24 protein-coding genes and 1 tRNA gene are annotated in these 20892 nt (G+C 58.0%); 8 read left to right on the forward strand and 17 right to left on the reverse strand.

All coding sequences use genetic code 11. The features are described from left to right. Nucleotides 1–34: 34 nt before the first annotated feature. The 8 genes from acsF to Q3Y53_RS04210 all read right to left on the reverse strand — a co-directional run bounded on the left by acsF (nt 35) and on the right by Q3Y53_RS04210 (nt 6175). Nucleotides 35–1105, reverse strand: coding sequence for a magnesium-protoporphyrin IX monomethyl ester (oxidative) cyclase (gene acsF / locus Q3Y53_RS04175; protein ID WP_226423919.1), 1071 nt, complete (start codon nt 1103–1105; stop codon nt 35–37). A gap of 66 nt (nt 1106–1171) precedes the next feature. Then, a complete protein-coding gene (locus Q3Y53_RS04180; RefSeq protein ID WP_303533174.1) occupies nt 1172–1609 on the reverse strand; it encodes a DUF2996 domain-containing protein in 438 nt (145 codons plus the stop codon). A gap of 45 nt (nt 1610–1654) precedes the next feature. Continuing rightward, nucleotides 1655–2128 (reverse strand): hypothetical protein, encoded by a 474-nt coding sequence (locus tag Q3Y53_RS04185; RefSeq protein WP_303533176.1) that lies wholly within the window; start codon nt 2126–2128, stop codon nt 1655–1657. Continuing rightward, entirely contained in the window at nt 2125–2733 is a 609-nt protein-coding gene (locus tag Q3Y53_RS04190; RefSeq protein WP_226423916.1) for a flavin prenyltransferase UbiX, read from the reverse strand. The genes Q3Y53_RS04185 and Q3Y53_RS04190 overlap by 4 nt, the downstream gene beginning before the upstream one ends. Nucleotides 2734–2736: 3 nt before the next feature. Next, nucleotides 2737–5058: an RNB domain-containing ribonuclease gene (locus Q3Y53_RS04195; protein ID WP_303533179.1), complete on the reverse strand. Its 2322-nt coding sequence runs from the start codon at nt 5056–5058 to the stop codon at nt 2737–2739. Nucleotides 5059–5158: 100 nt separating this feature from the next. After that, nucleotides 5159–5476 carry a TMEM165/GDT1 family protein gene (locus Q3Y53_RS04200; RefSeq protein WP_226399856.1) on the reverse strand — a complete coding sequence of 106 codons (318 nt, stop codon included), beginning with the start codon at nt 5474–5476 and terminating at the stop codon, nt 5159–5161. A gap of 2 nt (nt 5477–5478) precedes the next feature. Continuing rightward, complete coding sequence (locus Q3Y53_RS04205; protein WP_226423914.1) at nt 5479–5808, reverse strand: TMEM165/GDT1 family protein; 330 nt, start codon at nt 5806–5808, stop codon at nt 5479–5481. Continuing rightward, complete coding sequence (locus Q3Y53_RS04210; protein WP_226423913.1) at nt 5801–6175, reverse strand: YkgJ family cysteine cluster protein; 375 nt, start codon at nt 6173–6175, stop codon at nt 5801–5803. The genes Q3Y53_RS04205 and Q3Y53_RS04210 overlap by 8 nt, the downstream gene beginning before the upstream one ends. A 108-nt stretch (nt 6176–6283) precedes the next feature. On the opposite strand from Q3Y53_RS04210, the gene Q3Y53_RS04215 reads away from it, so the two are divergent. Continuing rightward, nucleotides 6284–6391: a photosystem II reaction center protein Ycf12/Psb30 gene (locus tag Q3Y53_RS04215; protein ID WP_025362280.1), complete on the forward strand. Its 108-nt coding sequence runs from the start codon at nt 6284–6286 to the stop codon at nt 6389–6391. A 10-nt stretch (nt 6392–6401) separates the two neighbouring features. Here Q3Y53_RS04215 and recJ read toward each other — a convergent pair whose 3' ends face one another. After that, complete coding sequence (recJ, locus tag Q3Y53_RS04220; RefSeq protein ID WP_303533186.1) at nt 6402–8258, reverse strand: single-stranded-DNA-specific exonuclease RecJ; 1857 nt, start codon at nt 8256–8258, stop codon at nt 6402–6404. A 74-nt stretch (nt 8259–8332) separates the two neighbouring features. Here recJ and Q3Y53_RS04225 point away from each other — a divergent pair, with 74 nt between their 5' ends. From Q3Y53_RS04225 to Q3Y53_RS04235, 3 genes are read left to right on the forward strand one after another with little or no spacing between them, the layout of a single operon-like run. Beyond that, entirely contained in the window at nt 8333–9112 is a 780-nt protein-coding gene (locus tag Q3Y53_RS04225; protein ID WP_303533188.1) for an HAD-IA family hydrolase, read from the forward strand. Beyond that, a complete protein-coding gene (locus Q3Y53_RS04230) occupies nt 9109–9420 on the forward strand; it encodes a DUF565 domain-containing protein (RefSeq protein WP_226423910.1) in 312 nt (103 codons plus the stop codon). Before Q3Y53_RS04225 ends, Q3Y53_RS04230 begins: the two co-directional genes overlap by 4 nt. Continuing rightward, entirely contained in the window at nt 9410–10387 is a 978-nt protein-coding gene (locus Q3Y53_RS04235; RefSeq protein ID WP_303533192.1) for a phosphoribulokinase, read from the forward strand. Before Q3Y53_RS04230 ends, Q3Y53_RS04235 begins: the two co-directional genes overlap by 11 nt. On the opposite strand, the gene rpmF is transcribed toward Q3Y53_RS04235, so the two are convergent. Beyond that, entirely contained in the window at nt 10351–10527 is a 177-nt protein-coding gene (gene rpmF / locus Q3Y53_RS04240; protein ID WP_226412070.1) for a 50S ribosomal protein L32, read from the reverse strand. The genes Q3Y53_RS04235 and rpmF overlap by 37 nt on opposite strands. Nucleotides 10528–10614: 87 nt before the next feature. Between rpmF and ftsH the strand changes: the two genes are divergently transcribed. Both ftsH and Q3Y53_RS04250 read left to right on the forward strand, forming a co-directional pair. Next, entirely contained in the window at nt 10615–12414 is a 1800-nt protein-coding gene (gene ftsH / locus Q3Y53_RS04245) for an ATP-dependent zinc metalloprotease FtsH (RefSeq protein ID WP_303533196.1), read from the forward strand. Next, complete coding sequence (locus Q3Y53_RS04250; protein WP_303533198.1) at nt 12411–15194, forward strand: UPF0182 family protein; 2784 nt, start codon at nt 12411–12413, stop codon at nt 15192–15194. Before ftsH ends, Q3Y53_RS04250 begins: the two co-directional genes overlap by 4 nt. 4 nt (nt 15195–15198) lie before the next feature. On the opposite strand, the gene Q3Y53_RS04255 is transcribed toward Q3Y53_RS04250, so the two are convergent. Beyond that, on the reverse strand, nt 15199–15801 hold the full coding sequence (locus Q3Y53_RS04255) for a peroxiredoxin (protein WP_226399823.1): 603 nt from the start codon (nt 15799–15801) through the stop codon (nt 15199–15201). Nucleotides 15802–15922: 121 nt separating this feature from the next. On the opposite strand from Q3Y53_RS04255, the gene Q3Y53_RS04260 reads away from it, so the two are divergent. Continuing rightward, complete coding sequence (locus Q3Y53_RS04260; protein ID WP_303533202.1) at nt 15923–16231, forward strand: hypothetical protein; 309 nt, start codon at nt 15923–15925, stop codon at nt 16229–16231. A 47-nt stretch (nt 16232–16278) separates the two neighbouring features. After that, a tRNA-Met gene (locus Q3Y53_RS04265) sits at nt 16279–16352 on the forward strand. A 62-nt stretch (nt 16353–16414) separates the two neighbouring features. On the opposite strand, the gene Q3Y53_RS04270 is transcribed toward Q3Y53_RS04265, so the two are convergent. The 6 genes from Q3Y53_RS04270 to Q3Y53_RS04295 form a co-directional block, all read right to left on the reverse strand. Then, nucleotides 16415–17464 carry a M23 family metallopeptidase gene (locus Q3Y53_RS04270; RefSeq protein ID WP_303533205.1) on the reverse strand — a complete coding sequence of 350 codons (1050 nt, stop codon included), beginning with the start codon at nt 17462–17464 and terminating at the stop codon, nt 16415–16417. 72 nt (nt 17465–17536) lie between these two features. After that, nucleotides 17537–18028, reverse strand: coding sequence for a tRNA (cytidine(34)-2'-O)-methyltransferase (locus Q3Y53_RS04275; RefSeq protein WP_303533207.1), 492 nt, complete (start codon nt 18026–18028; stop codon nt 17537–17539). Continuing rightward, complete coding sequence (gene cobU / locus Q3Y53_RS04280) at nt 18025–18609, reverse strand: bifunctional adenosylcobinamide kinase/adenosylcobinamide-phosphate guanylyltransferase (protein WP_303533208.1); 585 nt, start codon at nt 18607–18609, stop codon at nt 18025–18027. The genes Q3Y53_RS04275 and cobU overlap by 4 nt, the downstream gene beginning before the upstream one ends. Continuing rightward, a complete protein-coding gene (gene pxcA, locus Q3Y53_RS04285) occupies nt 18596–19744 on the reverse strand; it encodes a proton extrusion protein PcxA (protein WP_303533210.1) in 1149 nt (382 codons plus the stop codon). The genes cobU and pxcA overlap by 14 nt, the downstream gene beginning before the upstream one ends. A gap of 13 nt (nt 19745–19757) precedes the next feature. Further along, the gene (locus Q3Y53_RS04290) at nt 19758–20429 is read right to left on the reverse strand and encodes a photosystem II repair protein Psb32 (RefSeq protein WP_303533213.1); all 672 of its coding nucleotides are present in this window, start codon (nt 20427–20429) and stop codon (nt 19758–19760) included. A gap of 33 nt (nt 20430–20462) precedes the next feature. Beyond that, a complete protein-coding gene (locus Q3Y53_RS04295) occupies nt 20463–20870 on the reverse strand; it encodes a tellurite resistance TerB family protein (protein ID WP_303533215.1) in 408 nt (135 codons plus the stop codon). Between the last annotated feature and the right edge of the window lie 22 nt (nt 20871–20892).

Here is a 20892-nt window from a genome sequence, read left to right on the forward strand (position 1 = left end):
CAAGAAATCTCCTCGGTTGAGCTGAGGTAGTCCCTCAGCGCACGGCAGGCTGGAAGCGTTCGCTGTCGACCGCAGGCATCAGGAAAAGCTTGGCCATTTCGGCACCATTACGGATCCAGAAGGGCAGCTTCCGCAGCAGCTTCACAGGAGCAATAGCACCGCTGGCATCAGCTTTTTCGAGGGCGGCATTGTTCGCTACAAGGCGTTCGAGGCGGGTCCAGAACTTGTCGTTGTTCACATCAAGAACAACAGGAAAAACGCGCGCAGAGGTTTCATTGGTCTTCTCGATCACCATCTTGTCGTAGGTGCGAGCGTCCAATCCGAGAGCCTCGTAGAAGTCCTTGCGAGCCACGTCACGCACATACATTGTGGCGAAAACCGCCAGCAGGAAGAAGCGGCACCAGAGCTTGGCGATCGGTCCACGAACCGTGTCCGGTTGAGCCTTCATTAAGGCATCGAAAAAATCGCCATGACGGTTTTCGTCCTGACACCAGTTCTCGAAGAAATTGAAGATCGGGAAGATCTTGCTGTCGGGATTCTTTTCGAGGTGACGGTAAATGGCGATGTAACGCCAATAGCCGATCTTTTCAGACAGGTAAGTCGCGTAAAAGATGAATTTCGGCTTAAAGAAGGTGTAGTCCTTGTTGGCCGTCAGGAAGCCGAGATCCAACTGCATCCCGAAGTCGCCCATCGACTTGTTGAGGAAACCGGCGTGGCGAGCTTCGTCACGAGCCATGTGAGCGAAGCACTCCGCCAGAAGCGGATTTTTGGCTTTGATGCGGCGGCTCAGCTCCTTGTAGAGAAGGAATCCTGAAAATTCCGACGTGCAGCTCTGCTCGAGGAATTCGATGAACACTTTGCGTGTTTCCGGATCGAGCTTGTCAGCGGCGCCTTCAAACTCTTCGTTCCGAACGAAATGGTGTCGGTTGTAATCCTTCCTGAACTCTTCACAGATGGCTTCCAGTTCAGCCTCATTGGGCTGAAGGTCCATTGCCGCCATCGCTTCGAAATCGGTGGTGTAGAAGCGAGGGGTCAGGATTGTGTCCTTGACAGGATCCTTGATGGCTACAGCGCTGCCTTCGGCCACGGCGGTGGGAGGGACCATCAGTTGCGGTTCACGATCCTGCCAATGTAGGCCTGTCAGCCCGACCCCCGAGGCCAACGCCGTCGGTTAGTTACCTCCCAGCCACTTTTGGCCGTTAAGCCGTTGCAACAGGCGGGACACAAGAAGGGGCAAGGACAATCGCTTCTCATCGATCAGAAAGCTCTCCAGCAGCGTTGGCTCACTACCGGGATCAGCAAGGGCAATCACCTTGGTGCTGTTGATGTCGGCCTTGGAGAAGCAGACCCAGAAGCGGCGGCCCCCAGGCAATTCGCCAACCACCATCGGACATTCACCACCGACGACAGGACGCTGCCCGTCCACGCGCTCAAGCCGATCAGCTTTGATGTCGTGTTCGGCCAGCTGTTTGGCGACGGCCGGCAGAAACAGCGTGTCGATGAATTCAGGGAAGGGCTTGTCCTCCGGTTTGGGAGGCTTCGCTTTTGGCGCCGCTTTGGCGGGGGCGTCTTGACCTGAAGACGGCTTCTCGACTGGGGTTTCGCTCACCGATCAAGCATTGCTGGCGCAACTGTAAGCAGCTTGGTGCGTTGCTTACCAGTTCGACTCCGGATCATCTCCCCAATCACTCAAGTCCTGTGGGGCGGAGGCCACGGCTGAAGCTTCTGGCTGCTGGGGGGCTGATGAAGGGCGTTGAATCACGCGGTAGGCCACAGAAACCGTTGGAGCCGGCTCTCTCACATCTCGTTCGGGGCCAGGGTTTGCGCTCGATCTGGGTGTCGGTGCGTTGGCCGCGTAGCCCCTCTCATCCAACTCCGGTTGAACGGGGGAACGCCTTTGGCGACTCAGAGGACGCTCCACTGGCGATACCAGAAAAGCTGCGACAGCCGCTCCGGCCGCACCACCAACGCCAGCCATTGCTGTCCACGCCCCAACGGGGAGCGGAGGTGTTGTCCACACCAGCAGACGGATCCGGGTCTTGTCTCCGACGTTGGTGGCGGACAGAACCAGCAAGGCCAGCAGTGGCGCCAGGCAGGGAATCAGGAGCAGCCGCTGAAACATGCTCATTCCAGGGGGCCGTTCCAGCGTTTCAGGGGTGCGAGGTCTTCCTCCAGACCATCGAACAAGCGCACCACCAAAAAGTCCACCATCTCCTGCAACGAATCGGGCCGGGTGTACCACGCCGGGATGGGAGCGGCAATGGTTGCTCCAGCCTCAGCCAGGCCGGTGAGGTTGCGGAGGTGAATGAGGTTGAAGGGCATCTCCCGCGGAGCAATCACCAGAGGACGGCGCTCCTTCAGATGCACATCTGCACAACGTTCGATCAGATCAGCTGCAATACCGGCATGGATCCGCCCGACGGTACCCATACTGCAGGGAACGATGACCATCGCCCGGGTTTTGTAGCTCCCACTCGCGATGCAGGCAGCTTGATCATTCCAGCGATGACAGGTGAGTTCGCCGCTCTCCACTGCAAGCCTGTCTCTCCAGAACTCGCGTTGCTTGACAGGATCCACAGGAATGGACAGGCCCTGTTCCGCACGGAAGACCTCATGGGCACCATGGCTGAGCACGAGATGCACCGCGCGCCCGTTCTGCAACAGCAGCTGTAGGGCGCGCTCGGCCAGTGGTTGGGCCGATGCACCGGTGACGGCAAGCACATAGGGATGCATCACTCAGCGCTCGCTGAGGGCCACGGGCAAAGGTTCCGAAGATTCAGGCTCACTGGAGCCATTGGAACCCTGACTGATGACCTCGAGGTCGATCTGGTTACGCAGAACATCCACATTGATCACGCGCACCTGAACGGTGTCGCCGAGTTGATAGGTCTGACGGTTCTTGCGCCCGACCAAGCGATTCTGGCGTGATCTGTATTCGTACCAGTCATCGTTGAGGGAGCTCACATGAACCAGCCCCTCAACACGACTCTCACCAACTTCAACAAAGAAGCCATAGCTCTGAACACCACTGATGTGGCCTTCCACCTGTTGGCCGATCAGGGGCTGGGCTGAACGAGCCTGGATCATCGACAGCAGATCCTTTTCCAGTTCCAACACCTGACGTCGACGGCTGTTGAGCCGCTGCACGGTGCGCTCGTTCACCAATCCGTTCAGTTTCTCTTCCTGGGATGCCGTGAACAGGGGCCATGTGAGATCAGCACCGGCACCCTTAAGCCCAAGCTTCAGGCGCGTCTTGTGACGCACGGTTGGACGATCCTTGGCCTCGGTCAGCAGCGCAACGATCACCTGTTGATTCACCAGATGGGCGTAGTGCTGGGTGGCACAAGTCCATGGAGTAAGAGAAGTCTTGGGGCTGCTCAAAGCAGCCTCCTCCCCATCGGAAACTGCTGACGCCGGGGTGGCTTCTTTCGATGCCACAAGGCAAAGCTGTGGCAGGGCGTGACTGAGCTGCTGTTCAAGCACCCGGCGTTGACTGCTGTCTTTGAACACCTGAATCAGTTCCGAAGCTGATGGGCTGCCGTCGTCATCCAGCTCAAGGGGTAGATCCAAGGCAATGGCTGTCTTCGCCACATCGGTCAGCACGCTGCCATCAGGTTCATCCGCCTCGATGGTGATCCCAGGCAATTGCAGATCGAGTCGTTGGGCGGTCCATGCACGGTCAGCAGCCCTCAACAGAGGCTGAAGGAACGCATGGGGGTCCAACGGGTTGAACGCATCAACCCAGCGATGCCGCAAACCAGATGGATCTGCGCTGCGCAGGTCACCAAGGGCCTCCAGCTGTGGAGGGCAGAGATTGAGTTGCACAACCCCGTTGATGCGCTCATGCTCCAACAGCAGGGTGCTGCAGAACCGCAGGGTCTCCAACTGACCGAGCTGGTCTTTGATCGGTTTGAGCGCCGCAGGAATGCTGCGCGCCTTGGGTTTGCGTTCCGCAAGGGCGATCAACTGCTCAGCGCAGACGTCGGCGACGGGACGCACCGAGCTCAGCATGAACTCCCAATTGCTCACCTCACCGTTGGCTGAGATATCGAGCCGAACGCTGATGGCGTCAGCCTCGGACCCAGCGGAGAAGCTGGTGGCCTTGTTGAGGGCCGGAGTCAGCAGGGGTTGCCAGACTTGACCGAGGCAAAGCGCTTCGCCGCGATCGCGCAGGCAGGCATCAAGGCTGTTGCCTATCCCGATCCGCTCGCCCACGCTGGGCACATGGACCCAGAGGCGACAACCACCGTCCATGGCCTCAACATGCACGGCAGGCAACCCCGGCGCATCCTCCTGAGTCCATCCCTTGAGAAGCAACGAAGGTTGCTCCGTGAGATCAACCCGGCCCTTGGTCGCAGGGTTTTTGCCAGAGCTTCGGGGTGCAGCCGGACGGTCTTGAAGCCCAGCCTTGGTTAGTAATAGGTCTCGATCTGCTGCAGGTCCGCCGTTGAGCGGGAGAGATCGCACAACATGACCGGCCGCAGCATGCTGCGCCAAGGGGTAGCGATCGATGCGCACCTCGACAACGCTGGAGACTTCATCGCCGGGGAGATGCTTTAAGTCCTCTGCTGGAAGTTCAATACCAGCGAGCACCCTGTCGTCCAAGGGGGCGGCCAGCAGCTGCTCGCTCTGCTGCTCCACCTGAGCCAAGAGCGATTGAGTGGCCCTTTCAAGGATGCATTGCACGCCACCTTCTGGTGAGCGGCGGCGTCCACCATCCCTCGTCACCCGCACCAGCACACGATCGCCATTCCAGGCGTGGTTGAGCTGATGGTCGCGGATATAGATATCTTCGCCGCCGTCATCGCGAATAGCGAAGCAGAAGCCTTTGCTGCTGCAACGCAGGCGGGCATCAATCAGGTCACCCTGTTGGGGTCGTGTGAGACCTCCCTCACTCGTCTGTTCGATCACACCGATCTTCACGAGTGATGAAACGGCCAACTCAAGTGATGCTTTATCCGTTTTGTTGCTGAGCTTGAGGATCTTGGCCAGTTGGTCTGGCTCGGATGGATGCTCTGTCGAGAGCTGATCCAGCAGATCGGCAACCGTGAATTTCATCGTGGCGTGCGCAGAAACCGACCATCAGGGCCGGGAGAGACGGAAGGGGCGGCCGACGCTGTTCAGCAGGCCATGCGGAGTCAGCCCTCCAAAGCCCACCCTAGGACTCAGGAGTTTGATCCCCGTCCGCGGCGGGTTCTGTCTCACGGAACAGAGGAACCAGCAAACGACCACCGATCACAAGGAAACCCAGCGAGGCCAACAGCTGAAGTAAGTCACTGGGAATCACCGTCGCAACGGATCCACCAGCAAAGGCCCCGAGCAAACTGGCAAGAACCAACGCGGATGATGAGCCCAGAAACACAGCCAGGGGGCGATTGGACGTGCCGCTGATGGCAACGGTGGCGAGTTGGGTCTTGTCACCGAGTTCGGCCAGGAACACGGTCAAGAAGGTTGAAATCAGAAGTGGAAAATCCATCGTCAGCTCGCGACATTGAGCCAAAGGGAGCGGGCAGCCTGGAGACCCAGCCAGATGCCAAGCGCCACCATCAGCACTCCAGCCATCAGTTCAAGACGCTCAGGCGGAAGGGTTTTGGCCAACCATTGACCCACGAGAACGCCCACAAGGCTGGAGGCAATCAACGCTAGAGCGGCACCAATGAACACCAGAACCGGTGAGCCCGACTGGGCCGAGAGCAAGAGCGTTGCCAACTGCGTTTTGTCGCCAAGTTCAGCAATAAAAACCGTGGTGAAGGTGCTGAACAGAACTGCAGCAAAGCTGCGCGACTCAGGGCTGGTTTGCTCACTCATCAACAGAGCCTCCAGAGGTCTGAGCGCGATTGAACCTACGCATCACGCCACTGCGACCGCCATAGCTGCTGCGAATCTGCTGTTGGCAACAAGCGATGGCAAAGGCATCGAACTGATCATCGGGAACGTCAAACAGACGGCCCAGGCCACTCACACGACAAAAGTCAGGACGCTCCTCATAAATCGTGCATCGCTGACTGCCCGTGTCGTAGTGAATGCACCAGCCGTCGGGACCAACCATGGCCAAATAGGTGCGTTGTTGCTCTTCGCTCAAGGCCGCCAGGGCGTCAGCCCGTTCTTCCGGAGCGAGCCGGCAACAGGCTCCGCAGTGCTTGATACAAGTCCATTGCGGCGTCGTTCGGCTCATGACTGAAGCTGTGACAAGCCATCACAGAGATCAGAACCAATCCGTCGCTGTCGGGACAGAGCCCCGTAGCCTGGGAGGCGTAACGATTTCGGACAGCGCTGCATCGCCATGGGCTTTGACATTCACCTGATCGCCAACTTTGCCGCCCTGGCGATGATCACCATTGCAGGTCCCGCTGTCATCTTCATCCTCTTCTACCGCCGCGGTGCGCTCTGATCGCATCGCCTTAAGGGCGAAGCCCTAATCCCAGACAGGCTTCCTCGATCAACTGAATCACCCGCTGATCCCTCGTCAGGTCGTTGTCACTGGTGAGGGATCTTTCTTGTTCAACGCTCGCCTGAAGCGTTTCACCATCACCATTGGTGAGCGTCAGCCCTGAGCTTTCCGTCCAGCGGGCGGTGTACTGCCGTGACCCGCGGTCGATCAACACCACCTCCGTATGGGCGCGGATGGCTTTGAGTTCCAGCTGGAGACGCTGCTCACCCTGCCAGCGGTTGATCGAAATGCTGTAAGCCACGTCACAGCACTCAGGGACGGGCGCCGATGGATCCCATCGCCAGGCGATAGCGCGTCGCTCACTGTCCCCTTGGCGCAACGTCAGGGCCAGATGTCCACCCTTGAGGTCCCGCCGCTCCTCAACGCTCACACCTCGCGTCCAGAAGAGCGGTTTCGGATGACCGATGCCGAAGGGGGCCAGGGATTGCAGGTGGCGCCACAGATCCCAGTTCACATCCTTCAACTGCAGCAGAGCGTCAGGTTGCACGGGACGCCCCTGAGCCTGGGTCATCAGCCAACCATCGGCCTCGGCGCAGAGGCGCTCATGCAGGGCATGGACAAGCTCCGCTTTCACGGTGAACCCCCCTGCAGCGGGATGGCCTCCAAAGCGGGTCAACAGATCACTGCAACTGCAGAGGGCACGATCCACAGCGAAGCCACTGGGCCCACGCACCGAAGCGCGCAGGCTTCCATCACCATCACCGGCTAGCAGAGCGGTGGGACGGTGATAACGCTCCATCAGACGGGCAGCAACAATGCCAATCACTCCGTGGTGCCAGTGGCTTTGTGCCAGCAGCAGAAAAGACGGAAGGTTGTCATCGCTCTCCGCTTCCACCAGAGCCACGGCCTCCGCTTCAATCGCATCGCAGAGATCCCGACGCTGGCGGTTGTAATCATCACAGCGGCGTGCCAGGGCCATCGCTGAATCAGGATCCTCAGCCGTAAGCAGGTCCACAACGAGCCTCGGTTCGCCGAGGCGACCGACAGCATTGATTCGTGGTGCAAGCTGAAACCCGATGTCCTCGGCCGTCAGCGGGCGTTCTCCAAGACCGGCCAGACGCTGAAGTGCTTGCAAGCCTTTGCACTCGGAGCGGTGCAGGTGGTTCAGCCCCTCAAGCAACCAACTGCGGTTTGCCCCCACCAGAGGAGCCATATCGGCCACCGTGCCGATGCAAAACAGATCACGGGCAACGCGGATCGCTTCTGGTTTGTTCAGCACTTCGGCAACGGCATGGGCCAGCACATAGGCCAGGCCCACGCCGGCCAGTCCGCGGTAGGGCGAGTCCTCTGGCGTGGTGGCCGGGTGAATGAGTGCGGTCATGGGCGGCCGCTCCGCCGGGATGGTGTGGTGATCGGTCACGATCACCTGCATGGTCAAACTCGCTGCCAGTTCAAGGGCTTCCCTCGCGGCAACTCCGTTATCAACGGTGACCAGAAGCCTCACTCCATCGTCGTAGAGCCGCTGCACCATGGCGGGATTGAGACCATATCCCTCCTCCATCCGCGACGGAATCGCTGGCTCCGGCTCAGCGCCCAGCGGGGCCAACGCCCGCAACAGCAGAGCTGTGCTGGTCATGCCATCGGCGTCGTAATCACCACAGATGGCGACACGCTCACGGGATCGGCAGGCCGCCACCAGACGGGCACAGGCCTGCTCGAGATCGGGGAAATGATCGCGGGTGGGTGGCAGATCACCAGGGGAGAGAAATCTCTCGGCCTCGGATGTGGAGCTGAATCCCCTGCGCCGCAGCACACAGCGCAGCGCCAGAGGCAAATCAAGCCCTCGCAATGGGGATGGTTCGACCACGGCTGGAAGGGACCAGGACCAATGGAGCGGAACAGCCGGCAAGGGAACGCAACAGGGGGTGATGTCCCAGCATTGTGCCGTTGCTGCTGCTCAAGGTGAACAGACTTTCAGCGGTCTTTTGGGATGTGGACGGCACCTTGGCCGACACGGAAATGGACGGTCATCGACCGGCTTTCAACATGACCTTTAAGGAGCTGGATCTACCCTTCGTTTGGGATGAAGCGCTCTACAACAGATTGCTGGCGATTCCAGGCGGACTCCGCAGGGTGAAGCTTCACGCTGAAGCCTGTGGGGTGACCCTCACCCAGGACCAACTGGACCAGGTGCGTGATCGCAAACGCTTGCATTACCTGGAACGGGTCCGCGAAGGACACGTGCATCTCCGCCCCGGTGTGAAGAGGCTTTTGCATGAGCTGAGCCGCGCCGGCGTGCAGCAGTGGATCGTCACCTCCAGCGGATTGGCGTCGGTGATGGCACTGCTGGAACAAATCCAGAAACAGATCCCCAGCTTCGATGGCGTGGTGACATCGGATGACGTTGCTACGGGCAAGCCAGCACCGGACGGCTACCTTCTCGCTCTCAAACGCAGTGGGGCCAACAGTGCTGCCAGCCTCGCTGTCGAAGATTCTGCCGCTGGTCTCTCGGCAGCAAGAGCCGCAGGTCTGCGTTGTCTGCTGACCCCTTCCCCCTGGGATGCCGAAGCCTTGCGTGATTCCGCTGACGAGGCAACAGCCGTGTTGGATCACCTGGGTGACCCTGGACAACCAGCAACCGTCCTTTCCGGTGCCTCTTGCCAGGAGGGGGCAGTGACGCTGAAGTATCTGGAGACCATGCTGTCGGTGCCGGATCGATGAGCTCAATCCAGCGCACACGTCTGGCGGGGCTTCAGAACAATTGGGGTGCAGGGATTCGTCAGTCTTGGTCTGGACCCTGGTGGCGCCGTAGCGCCACGTTGCTGCTGCTCCTGCTTGGATTTTTCATTGGCAGCAACCTCCCCGTTTACATCCTGGATGCTGTTCAGCTGAGGACCTATACGGCGTTTTATGCACTTATCGCCTGTGAATTGATGGTTCTTGGGCGCCGTCGTCTTCCCTGGCTCGACAACCTGCGGCTTGGATTTGTTTACGCGGTTGTTCTGGAGGCGTTCAAAGTTGGATCCTGAAGGCCAACGCATCATTCCCCGCAGCGATCAGCAACGGTTGCTTCAGCATCTTGAGTTGGGCGACGTCGCAAGTTGGTCTGCACAGCAGCGCAACTCCGGGCGTCACCGGGTCGCCCTCGATCACTGGCATCCCAGAGCTGCACCGGATTGGCTGTGGTCAGTTGGCCTGCCTCTTCTGAGCCTGGGAGATCAATGGCTGGGAGAACGCCGTCTGCTCGGACTCAGTGCTTTGCCGGGATGCGGGAAGACCACTCTGGGGCAATGGATTGAAGCAGCGGCAAAGGAACTTGGCCTCTCCATCCAGGTGGTGTCGCTGGATGATTTTTATTTCGAGGCCGAACGGCTTGATGCGGCCATAAGCGGCAACCCTTGGGGTGTGCCCCGCGCACTTCCTGGCAGCCATGACCTGGAGCTCCTGCAGGAGTGTCTTCAGGTATGGCGCCAGGGTGACCACGTCTTGATGCCCTGCTTTGACAAAGCCAAACGACAAGGACGTGGAGACCGCAGCGGTTGGCGCCGTTGCGATGCCGACCTGCTGATTTTTGAGGGTTGGTTTGTGGGATGCAGATCAAACGCCGACCCAACGGCAGATGAGCCCCATCTCGAGTTCCCCCTAACGCCGGAGGAGTTGGAATGGCGCCAGAAGCTGCAACCAGTTCTCGCTCTCTACGAAGCCACCTGGAGTTGTTTCGATCAACTCTGGCAACTGCGGGCGACAGACTTCAACGCTCCATGGCGTTGGAAACGGCAACAGGAAGCCACCCTTCAGGCGGAACGGGGAGCATCGCTTTCCAGTTCCGAACTGGATCGATTTATCCGCATGATTCTCTGCTCGCTGCCATCGAGCAGTTTTCAAACAATGCGAGCGGATGTTGTTGTGGAGGTGGATCCAGATCGAAACCTGAAACGAATCCACCTCCAGGGTTCGATTCAGGATTCGCCGTCTTCGGACTCACTCACCGGGTAGACAAAACCCTGGGCGCGGCCACTCAGCACAGACTTGCCGATGGACATGGCGCGCTGGGCGGCAACGGCTGCCTTGCCCTTCCAGGTGGCGCTGCGCTGGTTGCGCTTGGCCTTGGATGTTTTCTTCTTCGGGACGGCCATTGCGCCTGATGTATTTCCAAACCGAGATTGTCTCGTTTGGAACCCCCTTGCGTCAAATCGCTAGGCTCCGTGAAGCGCAGGGATGACGTGGCACCAGGTTCGGACGGCTCCAGTGGTTCCGCGGCCCCTCAGAAGGTTCAACCTTCTTCGATTCAGGGTTTTTGGACGAAGAAGGACACGGTGAGTTACTCCACCCTGCTCAAAGATATTGATGCAAAAGAGATCAAGCAGTTGGATCTCGTACCGGGCAGCAGGGAAGTCAGGGTCCAATACAACGATGGGCGACGGGTCACCGTTCCCGTTTTCGCCAACGACAACCAAATCCTTCGGGCGGCAGAGAGCTCTGGCACGCCTCTGACAGTTGTTGATATCCGCCGTGAACAAGCAGGGCGCGAACTGGCCGGGACCCTGGTGGTGGTTCTGCTGGTGCTGGTCGGCCTATCGCTCCTGCTGAAGCGGTCAGCACAGATGGCGAATCGGGCTCTGGGTTTTGGGCGAAGTCAACCTCGCTTGAAGCCACAGGAAGACCTGCAGATTCGGTTTGAAGACGTGGCCGGCATTAACGATGCGCGGCTTGAACTGGAGGAGGTGGTCACCTTCCTTAAGCAGCCTGAGGCTTTTATTCGTCTTGGCGCCAAGATCCCGCGGGGCGTGCTCTTGGTCGGCCCCCCTGGAACTGGGAAAACACTTCTTGCCAAGGCGATTGCAGGGGAGGCGGGCGTGCCGTTCTTCTCAATCGCGGCCTCAGAGTTTGTTGAGCTTTTCGTGGGTGTTGGCGCCAGCAGGGTTCGCGATCTATTCCGCCAAGCCAAAGAAAAGTCCCCCTGCATCGTTTTCATCGATGAGATTGATGCAGTTGGTCGCCAGCGGGGTGCTGGCATCGGCGGCGGCAACGATGAACGCGAACAGACCCTCAACCAACTCCTGACGGAGATGGATGGTTTTGAGGAGAACTCGGGCGTCATCCTGCTGGCGGCCACAAACCGTGCCGACGTGCTGGACGCCGCACTGTTGCGTCCGGGTCGCTTCGACCGGCGAATTGATGTTGGTCTTCCTGATCGCCGAGGTCGCGAGGCCATTCTCGCCGTACATGCGCGAACACGACCCCTCGATGACTCGGTTTCGCTATCGGATTGGGCGAGCCGCACCCCTGGTTTTTCCGGTGCTGATCTGGCCAATCTGCTGAACGAAGCAGCGATCCTCACGGCCCGCCAGAACATGCTCCGGATCGGTCAATTCCAGCTTGAGGGGGCCTTGGAGCGGATCACCATGGGGCTCAGCAATCGCCCCTTGCAGGACAGCGCCAAAAAAAGGCTCATCGCTTACCACGAAGTGGGCCATGCCCTGGTGGCCAGTCTTCTGCCGGCGGCTAACGCGGTGGACAAGGTCACGATTCTTCCCCGTGGCGGAGCCGGTGGTTACACCCGCTTCATGCCCGATGAGGAAGTGCTGGATTCCGGTTTGATCACCCGCTCGTCTTGCCTGGCTGATCTTGTTGTCGCCCTCGGTGGGCGGGCAGCAGAGCAGGTGGTTTTCGGATCGCTCGAGATCACCCAAGGGGCTAGTGGTGATCTCCAGATGGTGGCTCAACTCGCACGGGAGATGGTGACGCGCTTCGGCTTTTCCAACCTCGGGCCCATGGCCCTTGAAGGCCCCGGTACGGAGGTGTTTCTGGGACGCGACTGGTTCAACCAACGGCCGAGTTACGCCGAATCCACAGGTCAGGCCATCGATACTCAAATCCGCCAGCTGGCCAAGAGTGCTTTGGCGCAAGCCATCGCTCTACTGGAGCCTCGCCGTGAGTTGATGGATCAACTGGTGGACGTTTTGATTGCCGAGGAAACGATCAACGGTGATCGGTTCCGCGACATCGCTGGCCTCCCATGAGACGCCTTCTCCTTCTGCTGCCGCTGGTTGTTGTTGCAGCCCGGATGCAGATCGAGTGGCTCTGGTTCGATCAGTTCGCCTGGACTGACGTTCTTCTTAAGCGCTGGCTTCTTCAGCTTCTCTTCGCTGGGTTGGCCATGCTGCCGCTATTGGCAGCCCGGGCCTGGTCCAGGCAATTCAAACAACAGACGTCAAGCTCATCCCAGGGAATCTGCCTGACCGGATGGTCCTACGGATTCGCTCTGTTGATCAGTGCTGTTGTGGTGCTTGTCACTGCCTCGCTGACGCTGGATCTCTTGGCGCTGGCCATCCATGACCCGTTTCAGCTGGGGGAGTGGCGACCACACCTTGGGCCAAATGTTCGAATCGGCTCAGCTAGAGGAGTCATTCAGGCGTTAGCGATAGCCCTGGCGATGGCCTGGCCGCGGTTGAGGCCATGGCTGGCACGGATCGTTGCAGGGTCTCTGGTTGTTGTCGTGAGCCGCGCTTGGAGCATCTGGTCGCTGGCCCTCTTGATTCCTAATGAATCCACGAAAGACCCCTTACTCGCAGCCGATCTGAGCTTCGGGTTGGGGCGCTTTGCCGGATTGCATCTGGCCCTGGAACTGTTGATCTTGGGCGCAGCATTCACCCTCGTCTTTGAGCTCTGGCGTCTTGTGGCTGGCTCCAAAGCAATCTCTGACTGGGCCAGTCCAATCTTTTCGCGGCGACAGATTCAGCTGATCAGGTCCCTGTCAGCGCTTCTGCTGCTTGGAGCAGCGGGTCTGGTGTGGTTATCCAGGCATCAACTCCTGTGGACTCAGCACGGCCTTGTGGCAGGGGCGGGATGGCTACAGGCCCACCTCACCCTGCCGTTGCGTGCAGTCGCCACGCTCCTACTGGTGCTGATTGCGGTAGCTGTTCTGTTGCCCTGTCGGCGGCGACTGCGTCAGGGACTTGCATTGACCTTGGCGACGCTCGTGGTGCTGGAAATGGTCGCCACACCTCTGACCCGCTGGCTCGTGGTGCGGCCAAGGGAATTTGCCTTGCAAGAGCGCTATCTGAAAAATGCCATTGAGGCCACGCAATGGGGCTTCCAGTTGGATCAAATCAAGAGTCAAGTCGATGACCCCTCAAGGTTCAGCGCTGCTGATCGTGAGCAAGGCGCCAGCACTCTCGAAAATGTCCGCCTCTGGGACAGCGGTCCTTTGCTTGAAGCAAACCGCCAATTGCAGCAGCTGAGGGTCTACTACCGCTTTTCCAATGCAGCAGTTGATCGTTATCCGCTGAATCAAGACAGCGATTCATCCCAGCAAGTGATTGTCTCGGCGCGCGAATTGGATCAATCCGCATTGCCGCGTCGCTCTAAAACCTGGCAGAACAGTCATTTCATCTTCACCCACGGCTACGGCTTCACCGTTAGTCCGGTGAATGAACGCAGGGACGATGGTCTCCCTTCTTATTTCATCAAAGGTCTCGGCACGGAAACAAAAATTGCTGGAAATCCAGCACTGGGTATTGAACGATCTGACGTTCAGGATCAAATCCCTGTCGGCGATGCAGCGCTCTATTACGGGATGCTTCCTTCGCCCTATGCCATCGCTCCAACAGATATCGCAGAATTTGATTACCCCGAAGGCGATATCAATGTAATGACGCACTATCATGGATCAGGCGGTGTATCAATTAGATCTTGGCTTCAACGATGCGCAGCAGCGGTTTATCTACGTGAACCTCGATTGCTGTTCACAAACGCGATCAACGTTGATTCCAAACTACTTATCAGGCGTGATGTGCGCAGCCGTGTCAAAGCGATAGCACCCTTCATTGATTTTCGTGGTGAGCCCTATCTGATCTCCATTCCCAATTCTGATCAGGACAGTTCCAACACGACCAAAGCGACATCGGATCAACGCCAACAACATCAGTATTGGGTCGTTGAGGGGTACACCCACAGCACGACCCTGGCTTACAGCGCAGCGGTCTCACCAGATGATCCTGATCGGTACTTAAGAAACTCAGTGAAGGCTATTGTCGATGCTTACAACGGCAGCATTCAGTTCTTCATTTCAGAACCCGACGATCCGATTGTGAGCACCTGGGATCGCATCTTCCCAGATTTATTTGAACCAATGCAGGCGATGCCGCAACTCGTTCGTGACCACCGCAGAGTTCCTGAGGATTTCTTCAATGTTCAAGTGAATCAGCTGAAGCGATATCACGTTACCGATCCCCAAATTTTCTACAACGGCGATGATGTTTGGCAGGTTCCCAGTGAGATCTATGGGGGACAAAAAATTGATGTCGAGCCCTATCACATCACGGCACAGGTTCAAGGCAACGACAATTCCGAATTTCTTTTACTCCAACCACTTACCCCCCTAGCCCGGCCAAATCTCACAGCGTGGTTGGTGGCTCGAAACGACGGTGATCACTACGGTGAATTGGAATTAATCGATTTTCCCAAAGACAAAATCATTCTCGGCCCGGAACAAGTTCAGGCTCTTATTCATCAGGATCCAGATGTGAGCGAGCAGTTTGGCCTTTGGGATCAGGACGATCTAGAACTCGTTCAAGGCAATCTTCTTGTGCTTCCCGTTGGCTCCGGACTCCTTTACGTGGAACCGGTGTATCTGCGTACCAGGAAGGTGGGGCTGCCCTCTTTGGCCAGGATTGTTGTGAGTGATGGTCGGTTGATTGCGATGGACCAGGACTTAAATCTCGCTTTGGATCAACTCATGAAAAAAAGCTCTACCCGTTTGACGGGCAGAGCTCAAGAAAATACCAATTTGGTTGATTGAAGAATCAGCCGATGGAGGAGAAGTACTCCTTGGAACCCTTGGGATCAGGCTTCATGGTCTTTTCACCAGGAGTCCAGTTGGCAGGGCAAACCTCGTCGGGGTTGGATTGCACGTACTGGAAGGCCTGCAGAACCCGAAGAGTCTCATCCACGTTGCGGCCAACAGGCAGGTTGTTGATGGTGGCGTGCATGATCACACCATCGGGGTCGATGATGAACAGGCCGCGCAGGGCAACACCCTCGGCATCATCCAAAACGTTGTACGCCGTGGAAATTTCCTTCTTCAGATCGGCAACGAGGGGATAGTTGATATCGCCCAGGCCGCCCTGATTGCGAGGGGTCTGAATCCAGGCCAGGTGGCTGAACTGGCTGTCCACGGAAACGCCGAGGACTTCGGTGTTCTTGCTGGAGAAATCGGCGTAGCGGTCGCTGAAGGCCGTGATTTCAGTCGGGCAAACGAAGGTGAAATCCAGCGGATAGAAGAACAGCACCACGTACTTGCCCCGGTACTGGGACAGGGTGACTTCCTTAAACTCTTGGTCCACCACTGCGGTGGCTGTGAAATCAGGGGCCTGCTGGCCCACACGCAAGCAACCGGTGTCGGTCATGATCGGGGGGTGAAGGAGTGAGCTGAAGGCCGCAATCGACTTAACACGTAGTCGAATCGACTTCCAGTTTCATGTTTCAACCTATCACGGATGCCGCCCTCCGTCGCCATAAACTCAGACGATGACTGATCGATTCACCAGCTGGGACCCAGCTCTGCTGCGCAAGTTCAGCTCTACTGGACATTTCCGTCTGCTGAACCAGCTGAAAGGAGATCTGCGCAAGAAACCTCTGGATCGAGACCAGCGCACAGGGCAGCTGAAAAGCTTGGGAGGGAATCGCGGAGCAAGCCGACGGTCGTCGCCCTCACGAGTCGCCGAGCCAGCACCTTTACCTGCACCGACACCCGTTGTTGAGACAGTGAAGCCTCTGATCAAGGATGACCAGCCGAGATCCTTCCGCGACCGCCTCAATGCCATCGACATGCGCTGAGGCTGAACCCCTGAGATGTATGATGGGCACTGGCCTGAAGGGCCTGCGTCAGAGTAGCTCAGCTGGTTAGAGCACAGGATTCATAACCCTGAGGTCGGGAGTTCAAGTCTCCCCTCTGACATTCATTGATTCAAGCTGGCGAGCAACCTGCTCGTTACGAGCTTGGATATGAGCTTGATTGATTCAGGCCTTTCGTGCCGGAAGCTTGACCAGGGGATTGAGAGCAGCGCCACCGGCGCGACGGATTTCAAAGTGAAGGTGAGGTCCGGTGCTTCGTCCGGTGCTTCCCATCAATGAAATTCGAGCACCACGGGGTACAACCTGACCTTTCTTGACCAAAAGGCGGCTGTTGTGGGCGTAACGCGTGGATTCACCATCGCTGTGGGCGATTTCGACCAGATAACCGTAGGCACCGCTCCAGCCTGAGAAGGAGACGATCCCATCACGCGCTGCAAGGACAGGGGTTCCGGTGTTGTTGGCAATATCAATCCCTTTATGCATCCGACCCCAACGCCATCCATAACCTGAGGTAAAAACACCCTTGGTTGGCCACTGGTAACCAACGATTGGGGGTTTGAGGTGGTCGGGCTGGTCGGCGATAGGCAGCAGAGTTTGCTCTGGCCAAGCAGCACCGCCACTCCGAAGCGGACGAACAGCAAGAAGTGACTGCCCTGAGGAAGCCTGGGCGATCTGGAGCTCCCGGCCAACAGTCAAACCACTGACTTCAAGCCCAGGATTCCAAGTCTTGAGCTGTTCCTGGGTGACACCGTGACGCTTAAGGAAAGCAGCCAAAGAATCACCCTTCTGGATTTTGGCAAGGGTGCCGACCGGTGGCGGAGCAGCAACTGGAAGCGTCTGACGCTCACTGGTCCGTTTGAGTGACGACAACGTCACCGCAACAGCCCGCGCAGAGCCAGGCAGAGAGAGCCAACTCTCCTTTTCAAAAACATGGGAGGAAGGCACGTTGTTCAACGTGGCCAGAACCTCAGGATCCAGGTTGAACAGCTCAGAGAAACGCCTCAGTGACGTGGCCCGAACGACCTTGAACCAAACGGAGGCAGTCGTTTTGGCTTTATTGCCGGCGGCGATGGAATCAGAAAGCTCGAGAGCTGGCAGGGGAGGCAGCTCGGCAAGTTCAAAGGTGGCGTTATCGGCAATACCGGGCAGGGAGCTCCACAGACCCAATGACACAACAGGGGTTACTGCAGCTGCCACAGCAAGCGATGCGCGCATGAAAACCCTGAGACGCGTTGAAGGTAACGAGCCGAACATCACGGCGCAAGGGGGTTTGGAGCAGTGGTGAGATCACCACAACCGCAACTGCTCTCCAGCGACGTAGGTCACCAATGCGCAAGCGACGGAAAGGTTGAGGCTGCGTACGCCCCCCTGGCCAGCGTCATCAGCTGCTCCAGGCATTGGAATCGTGAGGATGCTGTCGCAGGCTTTGCGCACCGGTTCCGGCAGCCCCGTGTCTTCCCGGCCAAACAGCAGAACATCCCCTCGTCGAAAGGTAAACGACGAGAGCGATGAACCACCACGACGACTGCAACCGATCAACCTCTGATCAGGTTGGAGCTCAGCTTGAAACTCGGGGAAGTTCGAAGCGATTGAAAGCTGAACGTGGGGCCAGTAATCAAGACCGGCACGGCGAACGCTCCGATCATCAACCTTGAATCCAAGAGGTTCAATCAGGGTCAGTGGAATGCTGAAGGCTGCCGATGTGCGGGCGATGTTGCCGGTGTTCGGTGGGATCTGGGGCTCGTACAGGGCAATACGCAGGGGGGCAAACTCAGTCATGGCACAAGCTGGCCTAGGCCATGAAGATCCAGAGCGCGACCCTGGAGAACCAACCAGGCGGCGTTGGCGACACGGTCAAGTGATTGGGCAAGGCTTCCAAGACGATCCCGAAACAAGCCACCGATGCGTGTTGGGGGGACAACGCCCCAGCCTGTCTCTTCGATCACCAGAACAAAAGTGCAATGCGATGACCTGATCGAGGCGATCAGCCGTTCACAGAGGTGCTCCCACTCCGATGCATTTAGGTCGAGGTGATGGGCAACGAATCCTCCAAGCGCGTCAATCAGAACAGATTGGCCTGGAGCAAGGTTGTCGATGACGTTCACCAGGTCTGCTCCGCATTCAGCGAGGCTCCAGTGGTCGGGTCGACGCTGCCGGTGGACCTCCAGCCGCTTGTGCCAATCAGGGTCATCCGGTCGGGTGGCAGCGGTGGCGATGTAGGTCACAACAGGGTGATGAAGCAAAAGATGCTCAGCCCAACGGCTCTTGCCACTGCGGGCTGGTCCGCTGACCAGGATTAAGCGGCTGGTCTGGCCTGCCATGGGTGGCTCCACATGGAACGTGGGATCAACCACCGCCATTCATCCCCTTCAGCGTCGCGACGGAAGACGGAGAAACACGGTTGAGATACCTGAAAATCCAATATTTGAAGATCGTCGCTAACACCACTGGGAATGTCGCGATGAAGAGATTGACGAAACTCTGGCTGGAGGGAAGGCCGAAATGGTCGGCAATTCCTTCCAGCAGCACCGACCAACCTTCCGGGCTGTGGTATCCAACAAAGATGTCAGTGAACAAGATAATGGCGAAGGCCTTGGCGGAATCACTCAGCCCGTAAACAGCCTCATCCAGAAATCCTCGAAGAACCCGCAGTTCATCGCGGCTCATAAAACACACCACGGCGAAAGCGATTAGGCCGGCCAAATCTGCAAAGACATTTTTAATTGCCTTGAGACTTTCCTGATCGGCATCCTGCTTGAGTTCCGTTGCCTTTTCGGTGAGCTTGTCGCGCAGGGCGCCATCAGCCAGGGGCTGGTCGCCTTTGAGGAAGGCATCGAATTCCAGCTCTTGCTTGTAGACCCGAAGTTTTTCAGCTGCCTTCTCTTCCAACTGAGGCTTGGGATAACTCAAGAAAGGAAGTTCAGGTGAAAACTGATTCACCACAGGGGAGATCAAATAGGTCCCCGCAATCTGTTGAACCAGCAAGGGAACCAGAACGAGAAGCAGCAGGACCCTCAATGAAATCAGCGTGCTGTCCCTTCGGCGTCGATAGCCGGCAACCAAGTTGTCCTCGGTCGAAGGATCCAATTGAAGTCGAATGCTGTCGAAGACACCGAGAAGCGAACGGGGCAGGGCATCCGGTGAGCGGCTGATCGACGGCGAACTGCTGGATCGTCGCGATCCATAGCGGCTCACGACGGATTCAATCAGTTGGAGTTGACGCAGCTCCTGGGAATCCAGTTGGCCCCGTTGGTCCGAGAGATTGGCTGCTGAATTACGGCAAATGGCCAGCGCCGTTTTGAAGCGACGCAGAATCGTGGCCTGAACAGAGCGCGGCACAGAGAGCTTGAGGTCCGGCCGGATCTGCCGGTCGCCGTAGTACTCCAATTCCAAGCTTTGGATGAGAAGAGCCGCCTCGTAGCCACGCTCAAGATCACTCGAGAGTTCGATGGATTGGCTGTTGCTGAACAGGTTGATCCAGTTACGGCGGCTCATCGCAGTTAGGTCTTCAGCGCGAGAACACCCACCAGGTGGCCATCGGAATGATGGTTCCAAGCACCAACAAGATGATCACCCATTTGGTGGCATCGCTCTCAGCGGTTTCCGCCTTGGTGGGAATGTTGGTGGGCAGAGTGACCCGTTCAATTTCCTTCGGAGGGCCAGGATCTTCCCCACCCGAGAGGACAGTTGAAAGTCGAGTGAGGCCATCAACAGATGCCTGGCGATAACGATCGCCCTCCCGCAGGGGCACCGTCATCGTTGTCCGCGCGGTGCTCTTCAGCAGGCTTGAAGGAAGTTGTGCTTCGAGCTCCTGATTTGCGACCACGGCGGAACGCTTGTTGGAGGTTTCGATCAACATCAACAGCAGGGGATTACCGCTGGGGGAGCTCCACGTCTCGAGAAGTTCCTCACCGAAGCTGTTCAAGTTGATGCCGTAATCCAAACGCCGCAGCGTGATCAAGCGGGCGTCCACCCGTTGATCATCAAAACTACGCAATTTCACCTCCAATTCACCACGGCTGGCGCGGCTGAACACGTCGGCATCGTCGATCACCAGTGCATCCGGCAGGCTTCCACCCAACGCGGCAGGTGAGATCGCCAGAGTGGCAGGGGCCCAGAGGAGAAGACAGAACCCGAAACTGAGCAGGCTGGCCAACAGGCGTCTGGCGGAACGGGGCATCCCTTCAAGCGTTATGACTCCCTCAGTCTGCCGTTAGCTGTCCAGCATGTCGCGGTTTAGGGCTGCAATTGCCTCAACAACCATGCAGGCTTCGTTGTCGGGCAACGTCATCTGACGGGTGAGCTGATCCAAGAGGTCGGTCTCCTCCGCTGTGATCTTGCGGTCTGCATGCACCAGATGCGCGGCCACAGCCAGGGCCGACTGCTGCTGTGGTCGATTGAGCTGCGGTAAGGCAGACGCAATCAAGCCCTGAACGCCCTGCTCCCGCAACAGCAGCAGCAGGCGATCAAACAATTCACCCATCGCAGCTTCAGAGCTGTCGCTGTAGAGCGATCGGTACTCCAGCTGACAGCGCAGGGCATGCGCTTCGTCCCGCCCCAGCTTTCCATCACAGGCAACGGCGGCGAGGGCAATGGCGGCAAAAGCCTCGGGAGTCGTCATGGCAGAGACGCACATGCCCATA

This window comes from Synechococcus sp. YX-04-1 (assembly GCF_030546365.1).
In the GTDB taxonomy this organism is placed as follows: domain Bacteria; phylum Cyanobacteriota; class Cyanobacteriia; order PCC-6307; family Cyanobiaceae; genus Parasynechococcus.